This is a genomic window from Providencia sp. PROV048 (assembly GCF_033688165.1).
GTDB classification, from domain to species: Bacteria; Pseudomonadota; Gammaproteobacteria; order Enterobacterales; family Enterobacteriaceae; genus Providencia; species Providencia hangzhouensis.
Genome location: NZ_CP096360.1, coordinates 1,387,183 through 1,412,347, shown reverse-complemented (window position 1 = coordinate 1,412,347; position 25,165 = coordinate 1,387,183). Strand labels below are relative to the sequence as shown.

The window sequence follows — 25,165 nt, the reverse complement described above, 5'->3', positions numbered from 1 at the left end:
TTTTACCATGAATGAAGATTAAACTGTTAACGGGCCGGCACGAATGCCGTGTACTTGAGCAATCCAAATTGCAGGTTGATAGGCAATAATATGGGGATAGTTATAATGACTAAATTGAATAACACTTTCATCCCACTGAAGTGAACGCTGTGCTAACATGGCATACAGCGTGTCTAACATCAGCTGTGGGGCAATAAGCTGTTCAGTCTCTTCTGTTGCAGCGTTTACATCATCGTCTTCTGTCGCCGAAAAAGCAAAAGTTAGCTGCCGAATAACGTTTCTTACCGCATGTTGCTGCCAGTAATTTACTGAATAAGATGACGATGATGACGAAGAGCGTTGGGAATTCTGTTGAGCAAATAAATTGTCAAAAGCATTCACAGCTTGGCTTTGGCGATTAACTGGGGAAGAGTTAACCTGTGTGTGTTGAGATTCTGATAACGCATTTAAAATTGTAGGCAAGCCGACACCCGTGGCAACCACACCTAATAGCAGGTGGGACCAAAAGTATTTTCTTCCGAGTTGTCGCCAAAAATTTAAAATGCCCATCAAACTCTTATATAATGAATAAGTGACAAAATTATTATTTGTAATTCGTTGTTTCATTCTCAGCCGGAGCTAAAAATGAGAGATAGTCATCCACAAGCACTTTTTGATGTTCTTGAAGGATCATTGGCAACATCATCGAACACTTTACAAACTATTCAACGTAATGCAAAAGCGATTATCAAACTGAATCGTGCTGTAAAAGGGTTACTGCCGGCTGAAATCAAACTCATGTGCCGTGTTGCAAACTATCGTAATAATGTTATGGTCATTGAAGTGGCAAACGCCAGTTGGATGACCCGACTTAATTACGAAAAACTCAATCTTCTTTCTGCATTAAGAACGTCCATTCTACCATCTTTATCTTCTATCGACATCAGAATCAATCCCGATCTTATGCGAAAATCGAGGCAAAATAGCTCAGTAACTAAGCAAACAGTCTCAATAAGTCAAAAAATGAACGAACGCCAGATAAGCACACAAACCGCACAAGCACTTTTGAAATTAGCAGAGAATAGCCCGAAGGGATTAAAAGAAAGATTTGAGCGGCTGGCTGCACTAGCCGGAGAGAGTACTAGTGCAACCAACAGAAAGGGCTAACTTCGATTAGCTTTCGAAGATAGCTGCATAATCACGTCTTATGCAAACACCGCTGAAGGTGCTTTGAATGCGACAGGCAATTGAGCTTCGTCTTCAAATGTGACGAGATCCCAAGCTGATTCTTTCGCTAAAACTGCTTGTAACAGCTTGTTATTCAGTGCGTGGCCTGATTTAAACGCGGTGAAAGCGCCAATAATGTTATGTCCACACATGAATAAATCACCAATTGCATCCAACATTTTGTGACGAACGAATTCATCTTCAAAACGTAAACCATCTTCGTTAAGAACTTTATAGTCATCAACAACGATGGCGCAGTCAAAACTACCGCCTAAGCACAAGCCTTTTGATTGCAGATATTCAATATCACGCATAAAGCCAAAAGTACGCGCACGGCTAATTTGATTTACAAATGATTCCGCTGAGAAATCAAGTGAGTAGCGTTGTGTGCTACTATCAATCGCTGGGTGCTGAAAATCAATTGTGAAATCAAGGCTAAACCCATTATAAGGTCGCATTTCAGCCCATTTATCACCATCTTCAACACGTACTGTTTCTTTTATACGTAAAAATTTCTTAGCACAATTTAATTCTTCAATACCGCCATCAAGCAGTAAGAATACAAATGGTGCGGCACTGCCATCCATAATAGGAATTTCAGGCGCATTGACTTCAATAACAATGTTATCGATACCTAACCCTGCTAAGGCAGCATTCAAATGCTCAACAGTCGAAATACGCACGTTATCTTCGTTAACTAAGCAAGTACATAACATGGTGTCACGAACTGATTTCGCATCTGCCGGAAAATCAACCGGTGGATTAAGGTCAGTACGACGGTAGATGACCCCGGTATTGGCCGGCGCTGGACGTAATGTAAGCGTAACTTTCTTGCCGGTATGTAAACCAACACCAGTCGCTGTAATAATACGTTTTAGTGTCCGTTGTTTGATCATCGTATTTTTCTCGCAATGTTATAAGTCCTACTGATCATCATACAAGATAATCAGTAGGAAATTTTAGCACAAAAAGCGGAGAAACCAATATAAATAAAATTAATCGGCCTGCTTACGCAAGAACGCAGGAATATCAAGATAATCTGGTTCTTTATTTGTTTGCGTATTTTGGTCATTGACCGCTTTAGCCGCTGGCTTCTCTTCTGTTAATGAAGACATGCTATTTTGCATTTGCTGATAGCGCTGTTCCATTGACGCCTGCTGAGACATCTTGTTGCTAACTAGAGTAATTTCTGGACGTTTGTCCATACCAATACCTGTAGCAACAACAGTGACACGCAGTTCTTCGTGCATTTCTGGGTCAAGAGATGTACCGATTACCACAGTTGCATTATCAGATGCGAAGGCACGGATAGTGTTACCCACCGTTTCAAACTCATCCAAGCGCAGGTCGAAACCAGCTGTAATGTTAACCAACACACCACGTGCACCAGACAGGTCGATATCTTCAAGAAGTGGACTAGAAATAGCCATTTCTGCCGCTTCTTCTGCTCTATCTTCACCACGAGCAACACCTGACCCCATCATTGCGTAGCCCATTTCTGACATCACAGTACGTACGTCAGCAAAGTCTACGTTCATTAAACCTGGGCGTGTAATCAGTTCAGCGATACCTTGTACTGCACCTTTTAGTACGTCATTTGCCGCACCAAAAGCATCCAGTAATGAGATACCACGACCAAGTACTTTCAATAATTTATCATTTGGGATAGTGATCAGTGAGTCAACATGTTTTGACAACTCAGTGATACCTGCCTCTGCAAATGCCATGCGCTTTTTACCTTCGAAATTAAAAGGTTTAGTCACGACAGCAACTGTCAGAATACCCAATTCTTTGGCAACCTCGGCAACGACCGGAGCTGCACCAGTCCCTGTACCGCCACCCATACCTGCTGCGATAAAGACCATATCCGCGCCATCTAAAGCATTACGCAGCGCCTCACGGTCTTCTTCAGCGGCATTACGGCCAACTTCAGGGTTTGCACCTGCACCCAGACCTTTGGTAATACCGGTACCGATCTGGATAGTTTGTCCAACTGCGGTTTTACGCAGCGCTTGTGCATCTGTATTGACAGCGAAGAATTCAACGCCTTCAATACGTTCACGCACCATGTGTTCAACGGCGTTACCGCCGCCGCCGCCAACGCCGATGACTTTAATCACCGCATCGTTGGTTAGCTCCATTGGTTCAAACATAATGTCTCTCCGTTTTGTGCTTACTACTTTTGAAGCTAATAATATGCTTCTTTATCAAAATTAAAATTCTTTTCTCAGCCAACTGGTGATTTTACTAAACCATCCACTAACTGATGCACGTTTTTCTACTTCGGTATCATCGCCTAAATGGCTTTCTTTACCGTAATGCAGAAGCCCTACTGCTGTTGAATAATATGGCTCCTGCGCATAATCCGTTAACCCTGTGATGTTGAGCGGTGTACCAATTCGCACTTGCGTATGGAACACTTTTTGCGCACATTCGACTAGACCATCAATTTGTGCGGCCCCACCAGTCAACACGATACCAGCTGCCAAATGGTGTTTGACACCTTGTTGGCGTAACTGTTCCTGTAAATTTAAAATTTCTTCATTTACTAAGTTTAACAGCTCAGTATACCTTGGCTCTATCACTTCTGCTAAGGTTTGACGCTGTAAGCTTCTTGGTGGTCGCCCACCAACACTTGGTACTTCCACGGTCTCGTCTTTACTCACGATAGAACCGACTGCACACCCATGACGCACTTTGATGGCTTCTGCATCACTGGGTGGTGTTCCAAACGCATAAGCGATGTCGCTTGTCACCACATTGCCTGCATACGGGATGACTTTTGTATGGCGCAAAGCTCCGCCAGTGTAAACCGCCATATCCATAGTGCCGCCACCGATATCAACGACACATACACCTAATTCACGCTCATCTTCCGTTAAAACGCTATAACTTGCAGCGAGACCGGCAAAAATAAGCTGGTCAACTTTTAACCCACAACGTTCAACGGCTTTAACAATATTTTTTGCCATATCGTTATGGCAGGTGATCAAATGGACTTTGGCTTGCATACGTACACCGGATAAACCAACCGGGTTTTTAATCCCTTCTTGGTAATCTATTGCAAATTCTTGCGGTATCACGTGCAAAATTCTGTGCTCATCGCGAACACGTACCGATTTTGCTGTATGCACAACACTGTCAACATCTTCTTGCGTCACTTCTTCTTCTGAAACTGGCACCATACCAATCTCATTTTGGCAACTGACGTGCTTACCCGATAGTGCAAGGTAAACTGATGAAATTTGGCAGTCGGCCATGAGTTCTGCCTGGTCAATGGCTCTTTGTACACATTTTACCACTGATTCAAGGTCGTTTACGCCACCTTTGTCCATTCCACGAGATGGACAACTTCCCACCCCAATAATATTAACCATACCATCGGGCAGAATTTCGCCAACAAGGGCTGATACCTTGGAAGTTCCAATTTCAAGGCCTACCACTAATTTTCTGTCCGTTGCTTTAATCATTTTTTCTGCCTAATTTTTGTTATTAGTCATCGTCTTTATTGTAGCTCCGGTGGAGCATCAACCAACAGTGGCGCCCAGCCCACCGCAGCACCACTGGAATAACGTAAGTCAACATAGTCAACGCGTTTATCCGTTGTTTGCTGCAAAAGCGGATACAGTTCAAGGAACCTATTTAACCGCTCTGACACATCTTTCTTACCCAATTCGATTCTAACATCGTTGTCTAAAATAATTTGCCATGCATTTCTGGCTGTCATCGATAGCGATTTTAGCTTTAGATTATGTGCAGCTAATGTGTTCTTAAAGACTGCGAACTCTTTAAGAACCTCTTTTTGGCTACCTTGTGGCCCATAAAGCAACACATAATCGCCTTTACCATTTTCACTAACCGGTAAGTTAAATACCCGACCTTGTTCATCCACCATGTTTTGGTCGTTCCACCTAGCGAATGGGCGGTATTCAACAATATGAATTTTCAATTCATCTGGCCATTGTTTACGCACAGTCACTTGGCGTACCCATGGCATCATGCTTATTTGCTTCTGGATAGCGTTGACATCGACGGTCATAAACGTCCCCGGCTGCCCTAGCGCTAAAATAGCCTTTCTAACATCATCATTTTTGGTGTAATGGCGCTCACCCGTTAACACTAACTTGGACATCGGCAGCCGATCCGCATCTTTCATCCAAGTCATTACCATCCAACCACTCCAGATGATAGTGCCAACCACAAATAGGAAGAAAAATAACCCACCTAAAAATGCACCATTACTAGGTCCTCCTGAACGAGGATCCTCATCGTTCTTTTGATTATGATGCCTAACATTTAGTGCTGCTTGTGACATATCAACGAGCCAATCTCAAAATTTGCACAACTAACTGTGAAAAACTCATACCTGCCTGACGAGCAGCCATCGGTACTAGGCTATGGCTTGTCATACCTGGCGATGTATTAACTTCCAACAGATAAAATTGGCCATCGCTGCCTTGCATTACATCAACTCGCCCCCAGCCTTCACAACCAACAACTTGGTAAGCTTTCAGCGCTAAGTCTGCGAGTTCTGACTCAAGCTGTTCATCTAAACCACTCGGGCAAAAATATTGAGTTTCATCAGATAAATATTTCGCTTCGTAGTCATAAAAAATACCTGGTGGTTGAATACGAATTGACGGTAGAGTGTTGCCTCCTAACACCGCGACCGTGAACTCAGGACCACTCAGCCATTTTTCAATTAACAACGTTTCATCAAATTGAAACGCAAGATCCAGTGCAGCAGGCAATGCCTCTAAGTTATCAACTTTACTCATACCAACACTGGAGCCTTCAAGGCTTGGCTTCACGATAAGAGGTAATCCGAGAAATTGCACTTTAGCGACAATTTGCTCATAAGAAGCCTGCTTATACTGCTGCTTTGTTAAGTAAACATACGGCGATACACTTAACCCTGCACCTTGCCATAATTGTTTTGTTCTCAACTTATCCATGCTAAGTGCTGAAGCCATAACACCACTGCCGGTATAAGGCAGATTTAGTGTTTCTAACAGCCCCTGTAATGTACCGTCTTCACCACCGCGGCCATGTAACGCAATAAAAACTTTATTGAAACCTGCATCTTTCAATGTTTCTACAGGGAAATCTTGAGGGTCGATAGGATGTGCATCAATACCTGCTTGGCGTAGCCCTGCCAGCACAGCATTTCCTGACTGAAGTGAAACTTCACGTTCAGCAGATGAGCCTCCTAATAGAACCGCAACTTTCTCTGTCATTTTTATTCCTCAATCATCGGTGGCTGTAATTTTGCTTCTGCTAGGCTTTTGGCTATTTTACCAATATTTCCTGCGCCTTGAACTAAAATTAAATCATTTTCATCAAGAGTTTGAGCTAAAATATGTGGAATTTGTTCAATATCTGCAACATAAATAGGATCAATCTGACCACGACCACGAATTGAGCGGCACAATGAGCGGCTATCCGCACCCGGCACATGCTTTTCGCCCGCTGAATATACGTCTAACATTAGCAGCACATCAACCTGCCCCAAAACATTCACAAAATCATCGTATAAGTCACGAGTACGGGTATAACGATGCGGTTGGAATACCATAACAATGCGTTTATCTGGCCAACCCGCTCTCGCAGCTTTAATCGTTGCATCCACTTCTGTTGGGTGGTGGCCATAGTCATCGACTAGCATCACTTCACCCTCTTTGCCATTCACATTACGCAGAGGGAAATTCCCTAAGAAATCAAAGCGGCGCCCCGTACCTTGAAACTCAACTAGTGCAGATAAAATATGTAAATCGTCAATACCTTCTTCTGTGGCAACAGCTACTGCGGCTGTCGCATTGAGCGCATTGTGACGTCCCGGTGCATTTAGAACCACAGTCAGCTCTGGCATATTTTCACGAGCAATGGTGAAAAAGCCTTGATTTCCTTTTTGCTCATATTGCGTAATACGCACATCAGCATCTTCACTAAAACCATAAGTAGTAATGTAGCGACCAATTTTAGGTAGCAACGAACGAATGACAGGATCATCAATACACATTACTGCACGCCCGTAGAACGGCAGATTATGCAAGAAATTAATAAATGTATTCGTTAAATTATCGAAGTCGCCTTGGTAAGTATCCATATGGTCAGCTTCGATATTTGTCACGACCGCAACTAACGGTTGCAAATGTAAAAACGATGCATCGCTTTCATCGGCTTCTGCAATCAAGTAACGGCTACTACCTAAACGTGCGTGTGTTCCTGCTGATTTAACTAACCCCCCATTCACAAATGTGGGGTCAAGACCTGCTTGTGCATAAATCCCAGAAATCATTGCTGTAGTGGTCGTTTTCCCGTGGGTACCTGCAACGGCAATACCATGACGGTAACGCATTAATTCAGCCAACATTTCCGCACGACGAATAACAGGAATACGCAATTCTTTGGCGGCTTGAATTTCAGGGTTCTCACTCGAGATAGCCGTTGATACGACAACAACACTCGCGTCTTCAACGTTCTCTGGGCGGTGATTAAAGTAAATCGTTGCCCCTAATGCGGTTAATTGTTGAGTCACTGCATTCGGTGCTAAATCTGAACCACTAATTTCATAGCCTTCATTTGCCAACACTTCAGCGATACCACCCATGCCAGCACCGCCGATGCCGACAAAATGGATGTGCCTAACTCTTCTCATTTCTGGCACTGATGTTCTTAATTTCGCTAATTGTTGTGTATTCACTATATTTCTTCGCTTCTAATTAATTCGATATCAATTATGGCTAATATTATTTAGCCACTTCGCAAATCACGGTAGCAACTCGCTCAGTTGCGTCTGTAATTGCACAGCTATGCGCTTTTTCGGCCATTGAGAGTAATTCGTTTCTATCCCATTGTTCTAATAAGCTCGCCACAGCATCTGCGGTAAATTGTGATTGTTCTAAAATTTTAGCCGCTCCCGCTTTTTCTAGCGGTAATGCATTCCAATATTGTTGACGATCTTTATGTTGAAAAGGCACAAAAATAGCCGGTAAACCTGCGGCTGCAATTTCACTTACGGTTAGTGCGCCAGACCGACAAACAACAATATCTGCCCATGCGTAAGCTTGCGCCATATCATCAATAAATTCAGTAACTTTATACTCAGAATTGACTGAAACTTGCATGTGCTCATTATACAATGCTTCTGTCGATTCCTTACTGCCTTTTCCCGCTTGATGCCAGATATTTAACTGTTTGCCTACTTTTTCAGCAACCAGAGGCATCACTTGATTTAAAATCCGTGCCCCTTGGCTACCACCGACAACCAATACGCGTATAGCGCCTTCTCGGCCTGCTAAACGTTCCTGTGGTGCAGGTAGAGCCAAAACATCTTCCCGTACTGGATTCCCTACAACTGGTGCGTCAGGAAATGCCCCCGGAAAGGCTTGTAATACTCTTTTTGCAATTCGAGATAGCCATTTATTCGTTAACCCTGCAATACCATTTTGTTCATGAAGCACCACGGGTACACCACATTGCCATGCCGCAATACCACCGGGCCCCGAAACATAGCCTCCCATGCCTAATACAGCATCTGGCTGATAACGCTTGATAATTGTTTTTGCTTGGCGAATTGCTTTATAAATACGCCATGGCGCCCCCAGTTGGGCGGCAATGCCTTTACCCCTGAGGCCAGAAATTTGAATAAATTCAATATCGATACCGTGTTTAGGCACTAATGTTGCTTCCATTCGGTCAGCCGTGCCTAACCAACGGATTTCCCACCCTTGAGCCTGCAAATAATGTGCCACGGCTAAACCTGGAAAAACATGTCCTCCAGTTCCACCTGCCATGACGAGTAATTTCTTTGCCTGACTCATTTAGTGCTCCTTACAAACGCCTGCGCTTTTTCAAGGCGTGTTTCAAAATCAATTCTCAGTAATATCGCAATGGCAGCAGCCATTACCAGTAAACTCGAACCACCATAACTAATTAATGGCAATGTTAACCCTTTTGTCGGTAACATACCGGATGCAGCCCCAACGTTAACTAAGGCTTGGAAGGTAAACCAAATACCAATTGAACAAGCTAAATAACCACCGAATAATTGGTTTGACATCAATGCGCGACGGCCAATCATCATTGCTCTAAATGCCAACATAAAGACCATCAGCAGAACCAATACAACGCCAAAGTACCCGAGCTCCTCAGCTAAAACCGAGAAAATAAAGTCTGTGTGTGCTTCTGGCAAATACTCTAATTTTTGTACTGAATTACCAAGCCCTTGCCCAAACACTTCACCACGACCAAAAGCCATTAAAGATTGGGTTAGCTGATAACCACTGCCAAACGGGTCATCCCACGGGTTCAAAAACGATGTAACACGACGTAAGCGGTACGGCTCGAACCAAATCAAAGCCAATACCCCCACTGCGCAAGCGGCAATACCAATAATAAACGGCGCTAACCTTGCGCCCGCTAAAAATAACAATCCCAGAGTGGTAACCACTAATACGATAACGGTCCCTAAGTCAGGCTGTAATAAAAGCAATGACGCCATAACAATCAAAATACACATCGGTTTAATAAAGCCAAGAAAACGGGTTCTGACTTCATCGGATTTACGCACCAAGTAACTGGACACATAGCAAAACAACGTAAATTTCGAAATTTCTGCTGGTTGAATTTTTACCAAACCGATGTCTATCCAGCGTGATGCCCCGTTAACTGAACTTCCTGCAACCAGCACCACCACTAGCATGCCAAGTGAAACCATCAAAAAAATGAAATTGTACTTTTCCCAAACTGCCATCGGGATACGCATGACACCCAACGCTAAAATAAATGCGATAACGATATACACCACATCACGCTTAGCGAAATAGAACGGGTCTTCTGTTAAGCGTTGGCCAACTGGCATGGAAGCGGATGTGACCATGATAAAACCCACTGCGGCTAAACCGAATGCCAACCACACTAATGTACGGTCGTAAAGCGTTGAGCCTGAAATCACGCCATTTTTTTCACCAATGACCCAATTTTTTAAACGCATCGCACCCGGTATCGTCATTAACCTAACTCCTGGGCTAATTGAGCAAAGACAGTTCCACGCTGCTCAAAACTTTTAAACTGATCCAAACTGGCACATGCAGGGGATAACAGCACCATGTCCCCCGCTTTTAATTGTGGCGCAATTTGGCGTAAGCTTTGTTCCATAGTCTCAGTCAATACTGATTTTTCAGGTGCCATATAAGCTAATGTTTTCCCATCGCGACCAAAGCAATATAAGCGGTAGTTATCAGCAGCAATATATTGTTTTAATGGTGAAAAATCAGCTGACTTGCCATCCCCACCTAATAATAAATAGATATTGCCATCCACATGTAACCCATTTAACGCCGCTTCTGTACTTCCAACATTTGTGGCTTTAGAGTCATTAATCCAGCGAACACCGTTATTGAATAACACTAATTCGAAACGATGTGCTAACCCCTTATATTCTTTCAATACTTGAAGGCAAGCTGGACGAGGAATATCCACTGCATCCGCCAATGCTAACGCGGCTAACGCATTAAGGTAATTGTGTTGGCCGGTTAAGTGCATTTCATTGACATCTAATAGCTCTTTTCCTTGGGCCACTAACACCCGTTTTTGGGTATCAAAGAAATAATCACCACTATTTAAGCCAAAGCTAATGCATTCATCCAAAGTATGATTAGCGGGTAAGGTCAGTATATCTTGTACGTTAACAATGCAGTTTTGAGCATTGTGATAAATTTTTAATTTCGCTTCACGGTACTGTTCTAGACCTAATGGATATCTATCCATATGATCTTCACTAATATTTAAGACTGTCGCGGCGGTCGCTTCTAGGCTTGAGGTGGTTTCTAATTGGAAGCTGGAAAGTTCTAAAACGTACAGATTATGCCCTGCATTGAGTAATGAAAGTGCTGGCGTACCAATGTTGCCACCTACACCAACTGAAATACCCGCTGCTTTAGCCATTTCTCCAACCAATGACGTGACAGTGCTTTTACCATTTGAACCTGTAATCGCGACAATCGGTGCATCTGCTTCACGGCAAAATAATTCGATATCACCCACAATTTCGATGCCATTTTCTGCGGCCTGCTGTAATTGAGGGGTCGCTAACGCGATTCCTGGACTAGCAACAATTAAATCGGCGGCCTGTAACCAGCTATTATTCAAACTACCACTATGGCACTCTACATTTTCTGGGAGTTTATCTACACCAGGCGGTACTGCACGGGTATCCATAACGCGAGGCACCACGCCGCGCTCAAGGAAAAAGTGAACGCAAGATAGGCCGGTGATCCCCAGCCCAATAATAACGACGTTCTTACCCTGATAATCAACCATCTTAACGCACCTTCAAGGTTGCCAGCCCAATCAGGACTAGCATTAACGAGATAATCCAGAAACGCACGATAACACGTGGTTCTGGCCAACCCTTCAATTCATAATGGTGGTGAATTGGTGCCATACGGAAAATACGTTGTCCACGCAATTTAAATGAACCGACTTGTAAAATAACTGACAGCGTCTCAACGACGAACACACCGCCCATAATCACTAATAAAAACTCTTGGCGCAGTAATACCGCAATAGTCCCTAGTGCACCGCCAAGCGCCAATGAGCCGACATCGCCCATAAATACTTGCGCTGGGTATGTGTTAAACCATAAGAAGCCTAACCCTGCCCCCACAATGGCAGTACAGACAATCACCAGTTCACCTGCATGGGGTAAAAATGGAATATGTAAGTAACTGGCAAAGTTGACGTTACCTGTTGCCCATGCCACTAATGCAAAACCTGCGGCAACAAATACCGTTGGCATGATAGCTAAGCCATCCAAGCCATCGGTTAGGTTTACTGCGTTACTGGTTCCAACAATCACAAAATAGGTCAGCAAAATATACAACATGCCCAGTTGTGGCATTACGTCTTTAAAAAATGGTACAACTAACTGAGTTGCTGGGGTATCTTTACCAATCGCGTACATGGAAAAGGCAACAATTAACGCAATCACGGATTGCCAGAAATATTTCCAACGCGCGATTAAGCCACGAGTGTCTTTACGAACCACTTTCCGGTAGTCGTCAACAAAACCGACAATGCCATACCCAACTAGCACGAGTAGTACACACCAAACGTAAGGGTTGTCTAATCGAGCCCATAACAATGTTGAAACGGTAATTGAAAATAAGATCAATAACCCGCCCATAGTTGGGGTCCCACGCTTACTAAAGTGAGACTCAGGGCCTTCGTTACGAACGACTTGACCAATTTGCATTTTCTGCAGGTAAGCAATTAAATGAGGCCCCATCCACAGAGCAATGGCGAGTGCCGTCAGCAAACCGACAATGGCCCTGAACGTCAAATAAGAAAAGACGTTCAGAACAGAAAACTTGTGGACTAACATTTCGGCAAGCCAGACTAACATTCGAAGCACTCCTTCAATGCATTCACAACATCTTCCATCGCGGAGCTGCGTGAACCTTTAACTAAAATAGAAACAACGTCCTTCTGCTGCGCTAGCGGAATTAGTCGGGTTAATAAATCTGCTTTCACTGTGAAGTGCTCACCACACTCACTAAATTGGCTGATCAACTCACTTAACTGACCAACACTGAATACCTTATCTAAACCCGCCTGCTTAGCGGCAACACCTACACGTTGGTGGCAATCTTCGGCATAATCACCCAGTTCCCCCATATCCCCTACCACTAAGATGCGGTAACCCGGCATTTTTTCGAGGACCTGAATTGCTGCGATCATTGAGCCATCATTGGCGTTATAAGTGTCATCTAATACCACTTTGTGTTCACTCAAGCGCACAGGGTATAAACGCCCAGGTACCGCTTGCGTTTTTGCTATGCCGTTTTTGATATCTTCTAGGCTAGCGCCGACAGAAATCGCCAATGCACTTGCCGCTAACACATTAGCAATGTTATGCCGCCCTGGTAATGGCAAGGTGATATCGACACTACCAACAGGGGTATGTAACACAAAATCTGTTGTTAGCTGTTTCACTTGAATATCAGAAGGATAGAAATCCGCTTTTGCTTGTGAAGTTAGCGAGTAATACCAAACAGTTTGGCGTGGCTGAAACTGCCATTTTTCACTGTAGCTATCAAGGTTAACAATTGCGGTTCCTTCTTCTGGAACACCTTGGTAAATTTCACCTTTGGCTGTCGCAACCCCTTCCGGTGAACCAAAGCCCGCTAAGTGCGCAGCAAATAAATTGTTAACTAACGCCGCTTCTGGTTTAACAATATTGGTTGTGTAGGCGATTTCATTTGGGTGATTAGCACCCATTTCTATCACAGCGAATTCATCATCATTTGTTAAACGAAATAGTGTCAAAGGCACACCAATATCGTTGTTTAAATTACCGGCGGTATATAAGGTTTTACCGCGCTCAGATAAAATGGATGCGGTCATTTCTTTAACAGATGTTTTGCCCGAAGAGCCCGTCAAGCCAACGATTCGAGCTCTGCTCTGCTGACGAACCCATGCAGCCAATTGGCCCATCGCAATACGCGAGTCTTTCACGATAACTTGAGGGCAATCTACATTCAGCTTGCGCTCAACAAGTAACGCTTTAGCTCCCGCAACCACCACTTGTTGTGCGAAATCATGGGCGTCAAAGCGTTCACCTTTTAAGGCAATAAATAGGCAATTTTCAGCAATTTTGCGGCTATCGGTACTAACAGAGCTAATCAAAACATTGGTATCTGGAGCAGACTCAATCTGCCCTTGGGTAATCTGTGCCAGCTGAGCGAGTGTTAAAGAGATCATGCGATTACCCCCAACAAACGTGCCACCGTTAAACGGTCGGAGTAATCTAGCTTGCGCTGACCAATAATTTGATAATCTTCATGACCTTTGCCGGCAATCACAATCACATCATCAGGAGATGCCTGCAAAATGGTGTTTGTCACTGCTTCTGGACGACCTGGAATGGCCAAGGCACGGCTGGAATCTAATAGTCCAGCCATGATGTCATTAATAATGTCGATAGGGTCTTCGCTGCGCGGGTTGTCATCTGTGATCACGATTTTATCTGCATATTCTTCTGCTGCGGCTCCCATCAGAGGGCGCTTACCTTTGTCACGGTCACCACCGCAACCAAATACACACCATAATTGCCCTTTGCAATGTAAGCGTGCTGCCGCTAAGGCTTTTTCTAAGGCATCAGGAGTATGCGCATAATCAACAACAACTGTCGGTTTATTCGGTGCACTAAACACTTCCATACGGCCGCAAACTGGTGACAATGAAGATGTAGCAGCCAGCAGTTTGTTTAACGGATAATCCATCATCAGCAAAGTTGCCATTGCCACTAATAAGTTGCTGACATTAAATGCTCCCATCAATGGGCTTTCAAAGTCACCATTTCCCCATGAGGAATCAAAATGGATAGTAGCGCCTTTGTCGTGGTATTCCACTTCCGTTGCTTTTAACCATGGACCTTGCCAATCTTGAGGAATTTTGTTTTCCATGGTCACCGCGCACGCTTGTGGTAAACGCTGCAGCCACTTCAAACCAATCGCATCATCCGCATTGATAATTTGCGATTTTGTATTATGTGTGGAAAACAATAGCCATTTCGCGGCTTCATAGCTTTCCATATCGCCGTGATAATCAAGGTGATCACGGCTTAAATTAGTGAACACAGCAGCATCGAACTGTAAGTCTGCGACACGGCCTTGTACTAATCCATGGGAAGAAACTTCCATCGCTGTTAATGTTGCTTTTTGGTTCAATAACTGGGTCAATTCAAGTTGAATATCTACCGCAGAGCCCGTGGTATTTTCGCTTGGTGACACATGGCCTAATAGGCCATTACCCACGGTTCCCATTACTGCACTAGTTTCCCCTAGCCCTTGAGCCCACTGAGCAATTAATTGTGTGGTGGTGGTTTTACCGTTAGTCCCCGTCACACCAACGAGTTTCATTCTTGCAGAAGGTTGGTGGTAAAACTCACCGGCCAGTGCAGATAAACGGTTATTCAGGTCATTCAAATAAATAACAGGTACGCCATGAACGAAACGAATTTCGCCTTCAACGGCTTCACCTTCCGCCTCTGCTATTACAGCGGAAACCCCTTGAGCAATCGCTTGAGGAATATAGTGTCGCCCATCCGATTGATGACCTTTTATTGCAATAAACAGATCGCCCGCGGCAGCCTTTCGACTGTCTAGCGTCATCTCACGCAGTGAGATTGGAGTTGTGCTCACACCAAAGGGTGAGAGTAGATCACAAAGATTACGATCTGCCACTTTTAACCTCTTTTTGACTATTTACGATTTCATTTTGTTCGTCTGGTTGCAATGCGTCGGGTTCAACGTTCATCAACCGCAAGACCCCACCCATGATTGAGCCAAATACGGGGGCAGAAACCGCACCACCATAGTATTTACCTGCACTTGGCTCATTGATAAGCACAACTAACGCATAGCGTGGATTACTCGCAGGCGCAACACCTGCGGCATAAGCTAAATATTTATTAACATAGCGCCCTTCAGGGCCCACTTTTTTTGCTGTACCGGTTTTAATGGCAATGCGATAGCCTTTAATGGCTGCTCGAGCTCCCCCGCCGCCGGGTAGAGCTACACTCTCCATCATATGCACCACAGTACGCATAATTGGCTCAGGAAAAACACGCGTCCCTGGCACGGGAGGGTCAACTTTAGTGATTGATAGAGGCCGGTAAATACCGAAACTCCCTATCGTTGCATAGGCTCGCGCTAACTGTAACGGTGTTACCATTTGCCCGTAGCCAAAAGAAAAGGTGGCCCTTTCTAAATCAGACCACCGTGTTTTTTTACTTGGAAAGATGCCACTACTTTCCCCGACTAACCCCAGATTAGTCGGCTTGCCAAACCCAAAGCGGCTATACACATCCACCAGCTCAGTGGCAGGCATCGCTAACGCAAGTTTTGAAACACCTACGTTACTCGACTTCTGTAAAATCCCAGTAATAGTTAGCTCAGCGTATCGTGCTACGTCTTTGATCTCATGACCACTAATACGATACGGATAAGTATTAATTACTGAGTTTTCTTTAATAATTTTGTTATGTAGCGCACTCATTACCACCATAGGTTTTACTGTTGAGCCCGGCTCAAAAATATCCGTAATGGCGCGGTTACGCATCGCATCCATTGATGTACCCGTTAAATTATTTGGGTTATAGGATGGGCTATTCGCCATTGCTAAAATTTCACCGGTATGAACATCAACTAAAATTGCCACACCCGATTCCGCTTTATTTTCCTGCACGCCACGTGTTAATTCACGGTAAACAATGGATTGAATACGTTCATCAATGCTTAATGTCAGATTATGTGCAGCTTGGCTGTCAATAGACGAAATGGTTTCAATCACTCGCCCATTACGGTCTTTACGGACTGTACGTTCACCCGGCGCACCTTTTAACCAACGGTCAAAGCTTTTTTCGACGCCTTCAATCCCTTCACCATCAATGTTTGTTACCCCCAGTAAGTGAGCGGTAACTGGGCCTGATGGGTAATAACGACGAGATTCTTTGCGTAAGTAAATACCCGGTATTTTTAATTTTTTAACGTAATCACCAATAGATGGGTTAACTTGGCGCGCTAAATACACAAAACGGCCTCTTGGATTGGCCGATATTTTGCTCGTAATTTGTTCTAATGGAATTTCAAGTGCGTCTGCCAGTGCTTTCCAGTGTTCGTCATTGCTTATTCCCCCTTTTTCAAATACCTCTTTGGGGTCTGCCCAGATCGCATTGACTGGCACACTCACGGCAAGTTGCCGCCCTTCTCGGTCGCTAATCATACCTCGTGATGTCGCAACTTCTTGCACTCGTAAAGAGCGCATATCGCCTTCTTTCACCAGTTTCTCTGGCGCAATAATTTGCAGATAAGCCACCCGCGTTAGCAACCCTGCTAACGCTAAGACAATGCATCCGCACAGCAAAATAAAGCGCCAGCGGACAAAGCTGGTACTCTCTTCTTGTTTCTTATTTTTCGCTGTTTTTGGTGCTTTCATTAGGAACCTTTTTATTGCTTAGAAACAATAATTTTTTCTTGTGATGGTTCAACTTGCACCATCTGTAATTTTTCAACCGATAAACGTTCTATTCGGCTATGGCTCGCAAGGGCGTTTTCTTCAAGGATCAAATTACGCCATTCAATATCTAACAAGTCTTTTTCTTCATACAACTTATCTTTTGCGGCCGTTAGTAAACGCGTTTCATGTGCCGTCGTTACCACAAAAACAGCACTGATAATAATTGCCACTAATAAAATCAAAGGAACGATGCCATAACGAAATAAATCACGCCCAATGACGCGAGCTAGGCTGTGCCTTTCTGGAACCATTATTCCGCCGCCTTCTCAGCAAACCGCAACACAGAACTACGTGCGCGTGGATTTTCATCAATTTCGTTTTCCGAAGGTTTCATCTTACCTAGGTCACGTAACTGCGCTGCACCTAACTCTTTAATCTGCGCTTCAGTAAGAGGAATACCTGCTGGCACCGATGGACCTTTACAATTTTTGCGAATAAACCGTTTTACTAACCTGTCTTCCAACGAATGGAAACTGATAACTGATAAACGCCCTTGTGGTGCTAAAACGTTCATTGCGCCTTCTAACGCTTTTTCTATTTCTTCCAATTCACTGTTAATATAAATTCGAATGGCTTGGAAGCTACGCGTCGCTGGGTGCTTATGTCGGTCTTTCATTGGACTAACTTTTGCAATTAATTCAGCAAGATGCCGTGTGCGTGTTAACGGTTCTTCTTCCGGGTTATGATTACGCTCAACAATCGCTCTCGCAATTCGTTTCGCAAAACGCTCTTCACCAAAAGTTTTTAAAACCCAAGCTATGTCATCCGCTTCTGCGTCCATCAACCATTGCTGTGCAGATTGCCCTTTGGTTGGGTCCATCCTCATATCTAACGGCCCGTCACGCATAAAGGAAAAACCGCGTTCAGGGTCATCTAACTGGGGTGAAGAAACGCCTAAATCCAGCAGTACGCCATCAATTTGCCCGACTAACCCTTCTTCTTCCACATACTCTGCAATCGCAGAAAATGGGCCATGTTTAATCTTAAAACGAGGGTCATCAATAGTTTGAGCCGCTTTTATTGCCTCTGGGTCACGGTCTATGGCGATTAAACGACCATTTTCGCCAAGCTGACTTAATATCAACCTTGAATGACCACCACGACCAAATGTGCCATCAATGTAGATACCGTTAGGTTTAATGTTTAAGCCATTAACGGCTTCATCCAGTAATACTGTTACGTGTTTAAATTGCTGTTGCGTCATTATTAAAGTGACAAATCCTGTAAGCGGGCTGAAAGTGGTTCATTGGTAAGGCGCTCAGCGGCAATATCATCTTCCACTTGCTGATACCAAGTTTGTTCATCCCAAAGTTCAAATTTATTAATCTGGCCAACCAACATGACCTCTTTGGTTAGCCCTGCGTGTTGACGCAATGTACTGGCTAACAAAAGACGCCCCGCGTTGTCCATTTGGCATTCACTTGCATGGCCCAATAACAGCCGTTGCACGCGTCGTTCAGCAGGGTTCATCGTCGATAACCGAGAAAGCTTTTCTTCGATAATCTCCCACTCAGGTAAGGTATAAAGCAGCAGACATGGCTGGTGAAGGTCAATGGTACAAACCATTTGCCCTTTCGATTCCTCGTTCAGCATTCCTCGATAACGAGTCGGCACGGTTAGACGCCCTTTGCTGTCGAGATTAACCAGTGTTGCCCCACGAAACATACCCGATTAAACCCCTTTTATTTCCAAGCCACCCACTTTACCCCACAATTCACCACATATAAAGTTTACGAATGGTATGAAAACGTTGTCAAGCCAGTCGCACTCAGCTTTAGCTTTATTTACAGAACAATTCAGAAAAAATAAGGGTAGGTAAAATATGACTTGGAAAGAAAATGTGAAATAACAAGTTGATATAATTAATATATTTTATAAAGTGCAACTTAAATAAGCGAGATCACTCTAGATTGCTGCAAAATCATACAAATCATTATAAATTCAACTTAAGTCTCATTTTTAATCAGTATATCTTGTACCGGTTATTTACTTTTATTGAGTCCCCAAATAATCATTAATATCTAACAATGGTAAAAATACCCCGAAAGAAAAATAAAACCATTAAATATCAACATAATAAATAACTGTTTTAATAAACAGTATTTAATTTTAAATATTTATCGCACAAATCAGTAATACATCTACAATAAATTTATATTAATTTAATCATCCGATTTAGCTTTCATTTTAAAATCAGCAATAAATATCTTAAGATAAATCCTAAAGTTAAATATTTACCTACTTTTAGCTTATAAAAAAAAGCCCCTACAAGATAGGGGCCGTTATATTACTCATTATTGTGACCAACATCACTCATTATCGTGTAAATATTCACTGTTCGATTAAAGTTAAGTCTATTTTACTACTGCTTACGACCTAAACTTCCACGACGGCATAAATCACGGCGAATACGAGTAATACCAGGTTCTGGTTTTTGCTTTTCATCAAGGCTGGCAAGTACTAATTCTAAAATACGTTCAGCGATATCCCTATGGCGTTGTGCAAGGGAAAGCACTGGGCACTCGAGAAAATCTAATAACTCATTATCACCAAATGTGGCAATGACCATGTGTTCAGGTAAACGACCACTACGTTTCAACGCAACATCTAATACACCTTGTAGTAAGGAAAATGATGTTGTAAATAACGCGTCAGGCATCTCGTTACCGCTATCAAGCCAATGTGCAAAAACCTCTGCTGCTGAATCGCGTTCATAGCTATTTGCATACAGATAATCAATCTTGCGCGGGTCTTCATGCCATGCTTTACGGAAACCTTGCTCGCGTAAATAGCTGACAGACAGTTCAGGTAACGCCCCCAAATACAATACGGATTCAGCATTAAACTTGCGTAGTTCTGCTGAAATCATGAAAGCATCTTCTTGGTCATCACCAACGACACTAATAAAATGCTCTTTTTCAAGGGCTCTATCAAGTGCGATAATCGGTAAAGAACGGTTCGCCCAACGCTGATAAAACGGGTGTTCCGGCGGTAAAGCTGTCGAAACAATAATGGCGTCAACTTGTCGTTGCAAAAGGTGCTCAACACAACGAATTTCATTGTCAGGTTGGTCTTCTGAGCATGCTATTAGTAGTTGATAACCACGTTGACGCGCCTGCCTTTCAAGGTAATTTGCTATACGGGTATAGCTGGTATTTTCCAAGTCTGGGATCACTAACCCTATAGAACGGGTACGCCCTGCTCGTAGCCCCGCAGCAACTGCATTTGGATGGTAATTGTGCTCTCTGACGACTGCCATCACTTTTTCTACAGTTTTATCGCTGACTCGATACTGCTTGGCCTTGCCGTTGATCACATAACTAGCCGTTGTGCGGGAAACACCCGCTAGACGGGCTATCTCATCCAGTTTCACGTTAACCTCTTTACAATTTTGGGAATAGCCTCGAATCATTCGGGGCCTTAAACGCGATTATTCTACCTTCGGAAGATAAATTTTTCATCGCATAATTTTATCACCGCGTGAAACTCCGACGATCCCTGAGCGTACAACTTCAACAATTTCAGCAACACCACGCACTGATTCGATAAAAGCATCCAGTTTTTCGCTTGTTCCCGCTAGCTGAACGGTATAAAGCGTTGGGGTTACATCAACAATTTGTCCACGGAAAATATCCGCACAGCGCTTCACTTCATCACGCCCATATCCAGAGGCCTGTAGCTTCACTAACATGATTTCACGTTCAATATGTGCTGACGCCGTCAGCTCACTGACACGCAGCACATCAACCAATTTATGCAATTGTTTCTCAATTTGCTCAAGAACTTTTGCATCCCCTTTAGTTTGGATAGTCATACGTGACAATGTTGGATCGTCCGTTGGCGCCACGGTCAAACTTTCAATATTATAACCACGCTGAGAGAACAGACCTATGACACGGGACAAAGCACCTGATTCATTTTCTAATAAAACGGATAAAATACGACGCATGATCAGGTCCTCTCTGTTTTGCTCAACCACATTTCATCCATTGCGCCGCCACGGATCTGCATTGGATAAACGTGCTCAGTTTCATCAATATTTACGTCAACGAAGACTAATCGCTGATTTTCATTTACTTCAACAAGGGCTTGTTTTAGTTTTTCTTCCAGCTCATCAGGTGTTGTTATCGAAATACCAACGTGGCCATAAGCTTGCGCTAACTTGATGAAATCAGGCAATGATTGCATGTAGGATTGCGAATGGCGGCCTTGATAAATCATATCTTGCCACTGTTTTACCATGCCTAAGAAACCATTGTTTAAGTTGAGTACTAAAACCGGTAAACCATATTGCAGGGCTGTTGAAAGCTCCTGAATGTTCATTTGGATACTGCCGTCTCCGGTCACACAAACAACTGTCGATTTTGGATGCGCTAATTTCACCCCTAATGCAGCAGGTAAACCAAAGCCCATCGTGCCAAGACCTCCAGAATTTATCCAATGACGAGGTTTATCAAAGGGATAATATAATGCGGCAAACATTTGGTGCTGCCCGACGTCAGATGTCACATACGCTTCACCTTTCGTTAAACGGTAAATCATTTCAATAGCTTGTTGTGGCTTAACTTTTGTTGGGCTGGTTTCATAACGTAAACATTGTTTACTACGCCACTGTTCAATTTCTTTCCACCATGCAGTGAGCGCTTGGTTATCTTGTTTTGCTGAAGCCTGGTCTAACTGACCTAACATTTGCTTTAATGTAAGTTTCGCATCACCCACGATTGGGATGTCCGCATTAACCGTTTTTGAGATAGACGTTGGATCAACATCAATTTGGATAACAGTCGCATTTGGGCAGTATTTTTCTAAGTTGTTCGTTGTTCTATCATCAAAACGAACACCAACAGCAAAAATCACATCTGAGTTATGCATAACCTTATTAGCTTCATAGGTTCCATGCATTCCAAGCATCCCGACAGACTGCTTGTGAGTTTCTGGGAAAGCTCCTAACCCCATTAAGGTTGATACTACTGGTAATTGTAGTTTTTCTGCCAACTCAATAAGTTCAGCAGAGCAATTCGCGTTAATCGCTCCCCCGCCAATATAAAAAACCGGTTTTTTTGCCGAAACCAATTTAGTTAACGCCTTTTTGATTTGACCTTTGTGGCCTTGCAACGTTGGGTTATAAGAACGCAAAGAAACATTTTCTGGATAACGATAAGCAAACTTCAAGGCTGGGTTAACGGTGTCTTTAGGGAAATCAATGACTACAGGCCCAGGACGCCCACTTGCCGCAATATAAAAAGCTTTCTTGATGGTTTCAGGAATTTCTTCTGCGCTTTTAATTAAAAAACTGTGCTTTACTATTGGCCTTGAAATCCCAACCATGTCGCATTCCTGAAACGCATCATTACCAATTAGCGAACTGGCAACCTGCCCCGATAACACCACCATCGGTACTGAATCCATATAAGCTGTCGCAATACCCGTAATCGCATTCGTTGCCCCTGGCCCCGATGTAACTAACACGACCCCAACATCTCCTGTTGAACGTGCATAACCATCAGCCATATGCACCGCAGCCTGTTCATGACGCACTAATATGTGTTCTACCCCGCCAACAGTATGAAGTGCATCATAAATATCCAATACGGCACCGCCTGGATAACCAAACACGTGCTTTACTCCTTGGTCAATCAACGATTTGACGACCATTTCCGCTCCCGACAACATCTCCATGAGTTTGCCCCCAGACATTATTTGCAAGTGAAGAGGTATGCTCTACCTCTTTATTTTTATCATTTAAATAGTGAAATTCGTACTATTAACATATCTCTCCGGCTGAAACGAAGCAAACACCATTTCAGTGCAAGGATCACGAAACTTTCACATCATCTTGAACATGGGAATTTGATAGATAAATTGACTGCGTATGAAAATAATAGAAGGAAAAATGACTGGCATGAATGAAAAAACAGTGCAACTTTAATTAGTTGGAACCGTTACAATTTTTAATATTGAGCTATTATTTGAATGAATAAATAAAAACAGAACAAAAACAAGACCTGACTTACCCATAATACAGGTAAGCCAGATAATTAAATGGTAAATTATTCTTTGTACATCGATTCAATTTCTAATTGATAGCGCTCAGAAATGATTTTACGACGTAGCTTTAAAGTCGGCGTTAATTCACCTTTTTCCATTGAAAATGTGGTTGGTAGCAATGTAAAACGCTTAACTTGATGGAAATTTTCGATATTCTTTTGTAAATCTTTTAAGCGACTTTCGAATAATGCCACAATATTCGAGTCTTTTAAGAGTTCTAAACGATCTCGATATTTCAGGTTTATTGAATGGGCATATTCTTCTAAGCTGTCATAGCAAGGCACAATAAGCGCTGAAACAAACTTACGAGCATCAGCAATGACTGCGATGTGTTCAATAAACTTGTCTTGCCCTAATACGCCTTCAATCATCTGCGGTGCAATATATTTTCCATTAGACGTTTTCATTAAATCTTTTAGTCTATCTGTAATATATAAATTACCTTGTTCGTCAATTTTCCCTGCATCACCTGTTTTTAACCAGCCATCCGCTGTAAATGTATCTAAGGTTTCAATCGGGCGGTTGTAATAGCCTTTCATAACCACCGGCCCTTTTACTTGTATTTCATCGTCTTTACCAATACGCACTGAAACAGAAGATAGTGGTGTACCAATCGAGCCTAATGGGTATTTCCCTTCTTCCCAGCAAGATACCGTGGCACAGGTTTCTGACATACCATAGCCGTATTTAATGTTTACCCCTGCAGAAAGGAAAAATGCAATCACATCGTCATCAAGACGGGCACCTGCAGCTGGCATGAACCGAATTCGCCCCCCTAACCCTTCACGAATTTTATTGAGGACCAGTTTGTCGACCATAGGGAAAATAGCGCGGTTAATAAAAGAGGGTTTGCGACCTTTTGCTAAGGCTTTCACTCGGCTTCTGCCAAGGGATAATGCACAGCGAAATAGTGCCCTACGAACTAAAGGTGCTTTTGCCACTTTACTGTGTATTGCTGAATAAACTTTTTCATAAAAACGCGGAACCGCACACATTACTGTCGGTTTTACCTCAGCTAATGCTTCACGAACCTGATTGGTGTCCGTTAAATAAACGTTTAGTGCTCCAACGTGCATAACGTAAAAGCTCCACGCACGTTCAAAAACATGTGAAAGTGGTAAAAAACTTAAAGAAACATCATCAGCGGTGAGTTGTAATCGTTCGTCATGGAGATACAGCTGCGCAGCCATGTTGTAGTAATCCAACATAACGCCTTTGGGTTCTCCGGTAGTACCTGATGTATAGATGATGGTAAATAAATCACTGAGATTATGCGCAGCGATGCGTTCATCCAGTTCTGCTTGGTATGCAGTTTGTGATTGCGCCATAAACGTGGATAAATGCATGGTATTGATTGAAATATCAGCCAACTTAACATTGTCATTCATCACAACAATCGTGGTTAATTGAGGGCAAAGAGCGGGTAACTGGCATGCAACTTGATATTGCGCCTCTTCCCCAACAAATAGCACTTTAATATTTGCGTCGTTAATAATATACGCAGCTTGCTCGACACTGCTAGTCGCATAAAGTGGCACCGTGACCGCCCTAATTTGTAACGCGGCAAAATCCACTAATGACCAATTCATACTGTTGTGGGCAAATAACCCAATATTTTCTTGTGCGATAACGTTTAATGCTAAGAGGTGTCGAGAAATTGCTGAAGTGCGATCGCCAACCTCCCCCCACGTTAATGAGCTACGTTGCCCGTTATCCCATTGACTGAAAGCTATCCGGTTCGCTGATTCTTGTGCAGTAACCCTGCTACGTAAGCGATTAACCAAGTGGTATGGATATAGATTTTCAGTAATCAAAGTTTATTCCCTAT

Annotated in this window: 22 protein-coding genes; 1 reads left to right on the top strand and 21 read right to left on the bottom strand. The window is 43.3% G+C overall.

The features are described from left to right. Positions 1 to 18 precede the first annotated feature (18 nt). Positions 19 to 549 carry a secA translation cis-regulator SecM gene (secM, locus tag M1F26_RS06020; RefSeq protein WP_140171027.1) on the bottom strand — a complete coding sequence of 177 codons (531 nt, stop codon included), beginning with the start codon at positions 547 to 549 and terminating at the stop codon, positions 19 to 21. Between the two features lie 75 nt (positions 550 to 624). Between secM and M1F26_RS06015 the strand changes: the two genes are divergently transcribed. Beyond that, positions 625 to 1,146 (top strand): DUF721 domain-containing protein, encoded by a 522-nt coding sequence (locus tag M1F26_RS06015; RefSeq protein WP_140171029.1) that lies wholly within the window; start codon positions 625 to 627, stop codon positions 1,144 to 1,146. 38 nt (positions 1,147 to 1,184) lie between these two features. Here M1F26_RS06015 and lpxC read toward each other — a convergent pair whose 3' ends face one another. The 20 genes from lpxC to M1F26_RS05915 all read right to left on the bottom strand — a co-directional run bounded on the left by lpxC (position 1,185) and on the right by M1F26_RS05915 (position 25,151). Continuing rightward, entirely contained in the window at positions 1,185 to 2,102 is a 918-nt protein-coding gene (lpxC, locus tag M1F26_RS06010; RefSeq protein ID WP_004913165.1) for a UDP-3-O-acyl-N-acetylglucosamine deacetylase, read from the bottom strand. Between the two features lie 99 nt (positions 2,103 to 2,201). Next, entirely contained in the window at positions 2,202 to 3,359 is a 1,158-nt protein-coding gene (ftsZ, locus tag M1F26_RS06005) for a cell division protein FtsZ (protein ID WP_004262022.1), read from the bottom strand. Between the two features lie 60 nt (positions 3,360 to 3,419). Then, positions 3,420 to 4,676, bottom strand: a complete 1,257-nt coding sequence (ftsA, locus tag M1F26_RS06000) for a cell division protein FtsA (RefSeq protein WP_004262024.1) — start codon at positions 4,674 to 4,676, stop codon at positions 3,420 to 3,422. 35 nt (positions 4,677 to 4,711) lie between these two features. Next, positions 4,712 to 5,521 (bottom strand): cell division protein FtsQ, encoded by an 810-nt coding sequence (gene ftsQ, locus M1F26_RS05995; protein ID WP_094961367.1) that lies wholly within the window; start codon positions 5,519 to 5,521, stop codon positions 4,712 to 4,714. A 1-nt stretch (position 5,522) separates the two neighbouring features. Beyond that, a complete protein-coding gene (locus M1F26_RS05990; RefSeq protein ID WP_096863184.1) occupies positions 5,523 to 6,443 on the bottom strand; it encodes a D-alanine--D-alanine ligase in 921 nt (306 codons plus the stop codon). A gap of 2 nt (positions 6,444 to 6,445) precedes the next feature. Then, complete coding sequence (murC, locus tag M1F26_RS05985; protein ID WP_140171031.1) at positions 6,446 to 7,909, bottom strand: UDP-N-acetylmuramate--L-alanine ligase; 1,464 nt, start codon at positions 7,907 to 7,909, stop codon at positions 6,446 to 6,448. A gap of 46 nt (positions 7,910 to 7,955) precedes the next feature. Then, positions 7,956 to 9,029, bottom strand: a complete 1,074-nt coding sequence (gene murG, locus M1F26_RS05980) for an undecaprenyldiphospho-muramoylpentapeptide beta-N-acetylglucosaminyltransferase (RefSeq protein ID WP_140171033.1) — start codon at positions 9,027 to 9,029, stop codon at positions 7,956 to 7,958. Beyond that, the gene (ftsW, locus tag M1F26_RS05975) at positions 9,026 to 10,219 is read right to left on the bottom strand and encodes a cell division protein FtsW (protein ID WP_140171035.1); all 1,194 of its coding nucleotides are present in this window, start codon (positions 10,217 to 10,219) and stop codon (positions 9,026 to 9,028) included. Before ftsW ends, murG begins: the two co-directional genes overlap by 4 nt. Next, positions 10,219 to 11,529, bottom strand: a complete 1,311-nt coding sequence (gene murD, locus M1F26_RS05970) for a UDP-N-acetylmuramoyl-L-alanine--D-glutamate ligase (RefSeq protein WP_140171037.1) — start codon at positions 11,527 to 11,529, stop codon at positions 10,219 to 10,221. Before murD ends, ftsW begins: the two co-directional genes overlap by 1 nt. 1 nt (position 11,530) lies before the next feature. Continuing rightward, positions 11,531 to 12,613, bottom strand: coding sequence for a phospho-N-acetylmuramoyl-pentapeptide-transferase (gene mraY, locus M1F26_RS05965; RefSeq protein ID WP_004262035.1), 1,083 nt, complete (start codon positions 12,611 to 12,613; stop codon positions 11,531 to 11,533). After that, on the bottom strand, positions 12,607 to 13,971 hold the full coding sequence (gene murF, locus M1F26_RS05960; protein ID WP_136134543.1) for a UDP-N-acetylmuramoyl-tripeptide--D-alanyl-D-alanine ligase: 1,365 nt from the start codon (positions 13,969 to 13,971) through the stop codon (positions 12,607 to 12,609). Before murF ends, mraY begins: the two co-directional genes overlap by 7 nt. After that, positions 13,968 to 15,455, bottom strand: a complete 1,488-nt coding sequence (gene murE / locus M1F26_RS05955) for a UDP-N-acetylmuramoyl-L-alanyl-D-glutamate--2,6-diaminopimelate ligase (protein WP_140171039.1) — start codon at positions 15,453 to 15,455, stop codon at positions 13,968 to 13,970. Before murE ends, murF begins: the two co-directional genes overlap by 4 nt. After that, positions 15,442 to 17,208 carry a peptidoglycan glycosyltransferase FtsI gene (gene ftsI, locus M1F26_RS05950; protein ID WP_140171041.1) on the bottom strand — a complete coding sequence of 589 codons (1,767 nt, stop codon included), beginning with the start codon at positions 17,206 to 17,208 and terminating at the stop codon, positions 15,442 to 15,444. The genes murE and ftsI overlap by 14 nt, the downstream gene beginning before the upstream one ends. Before the next feature lie 11 nt (positions 17,209 to 17,219). Beyond that, positions 17,220 to 17,540: a cell division protein FtsL gene (ftsL, locus tag M1F26_RS05945; protein WP_004262041.1), complete on the bottom strand. Its 321-nt coding sequence runs from the start codon at positions 17,538 to 17,540 to the stop codon at positions 17,220 to 17,222. Next, the gene (gene rsmH / locus M1F26_RS05940; RefSeq protein ID WP_140171043.1) at positions 17,540 to 18,493 is read right to left on the bottom strand and encodes a 16S rRNA (cytosine(1402)-N(4))-methyltransferase RsmH; all 954 of its coding nucleotides are present in this window, start codon (positions 18,491 to 18,493) and stop codon (positions 17,540 to 17,542) included. The genes ftsL and rsmH overlap by 1 nt, the downstream gene beginning before the upstream one ends. 2 nt (positions 18,494 to 18,495) lie before the next feature. Beyond that, on the bottom strand, positions 18,496 to 18,954 hold the full coding sequence (mraZ, locus tag M1F26_RS05935; RefSeq protein ID WP_004262043.1) for a division/cell wall cluster transcriptional repressor MraZ: 459 nt from the start codon (positions 18,952 to 18,954) through the stop codon (positions 18,496 to 18,498). Positions 18,955 to 19,651: 697 nt separating this feature from the next. After that, positions 19,652 to 20,662, bottom strand: a complete 1,011-nt coding sequence (cra, locus tag M1F26_RS05930) for a catabolite repressor/activator (RefSeq protein WP_094961381.1) — start codon at positions 20,660 to 20,662, stop codon at positions 19,652 to 19,654. 84 nt (positions 20,663 to 20,746) lie between these two features. After that, positions 20,747 to 21,238, bottom strand: a complete 492-nt coding sequence (gene ilvN / locus M1F26_RS05925; protein ID WP_004262045.1) for an acetolactate synthase small subunit — start codon at positions 21,236 to 21,238, stop codon at positions 20,747 to 20,749. A gap of 2 nt (positions 21,239 to 21,240) precedes the next feature. Continuing rightward, the gene (gene ilvI, locus M1F26_RS05920) at positions 21,241 to 22,968 is read right to left on the bottom strand and encodes an acetolactate synthase 3 large subunit (protein ID WP_036958468.1); all 1,728 of its coding nucleotides are present in this window, start codon (positions 22,966 to 22,968) and stop codon (positions 21,241 to 21,243) included. Positions 22,969 to 23,339: 371 nt separating this feature from the next. Next, entirely contained in the window at positions 23,340 to 25,151 is a 1,812-nt protein-coding gene (locus tag M1F26_RS05915) for an AMP-dependent synthetase/ligase (RefSeq protein WP_036958469.1), read from the bottom strand. Positions 25,152 to 25,165 lie beyond the last annotated feature (14 nt).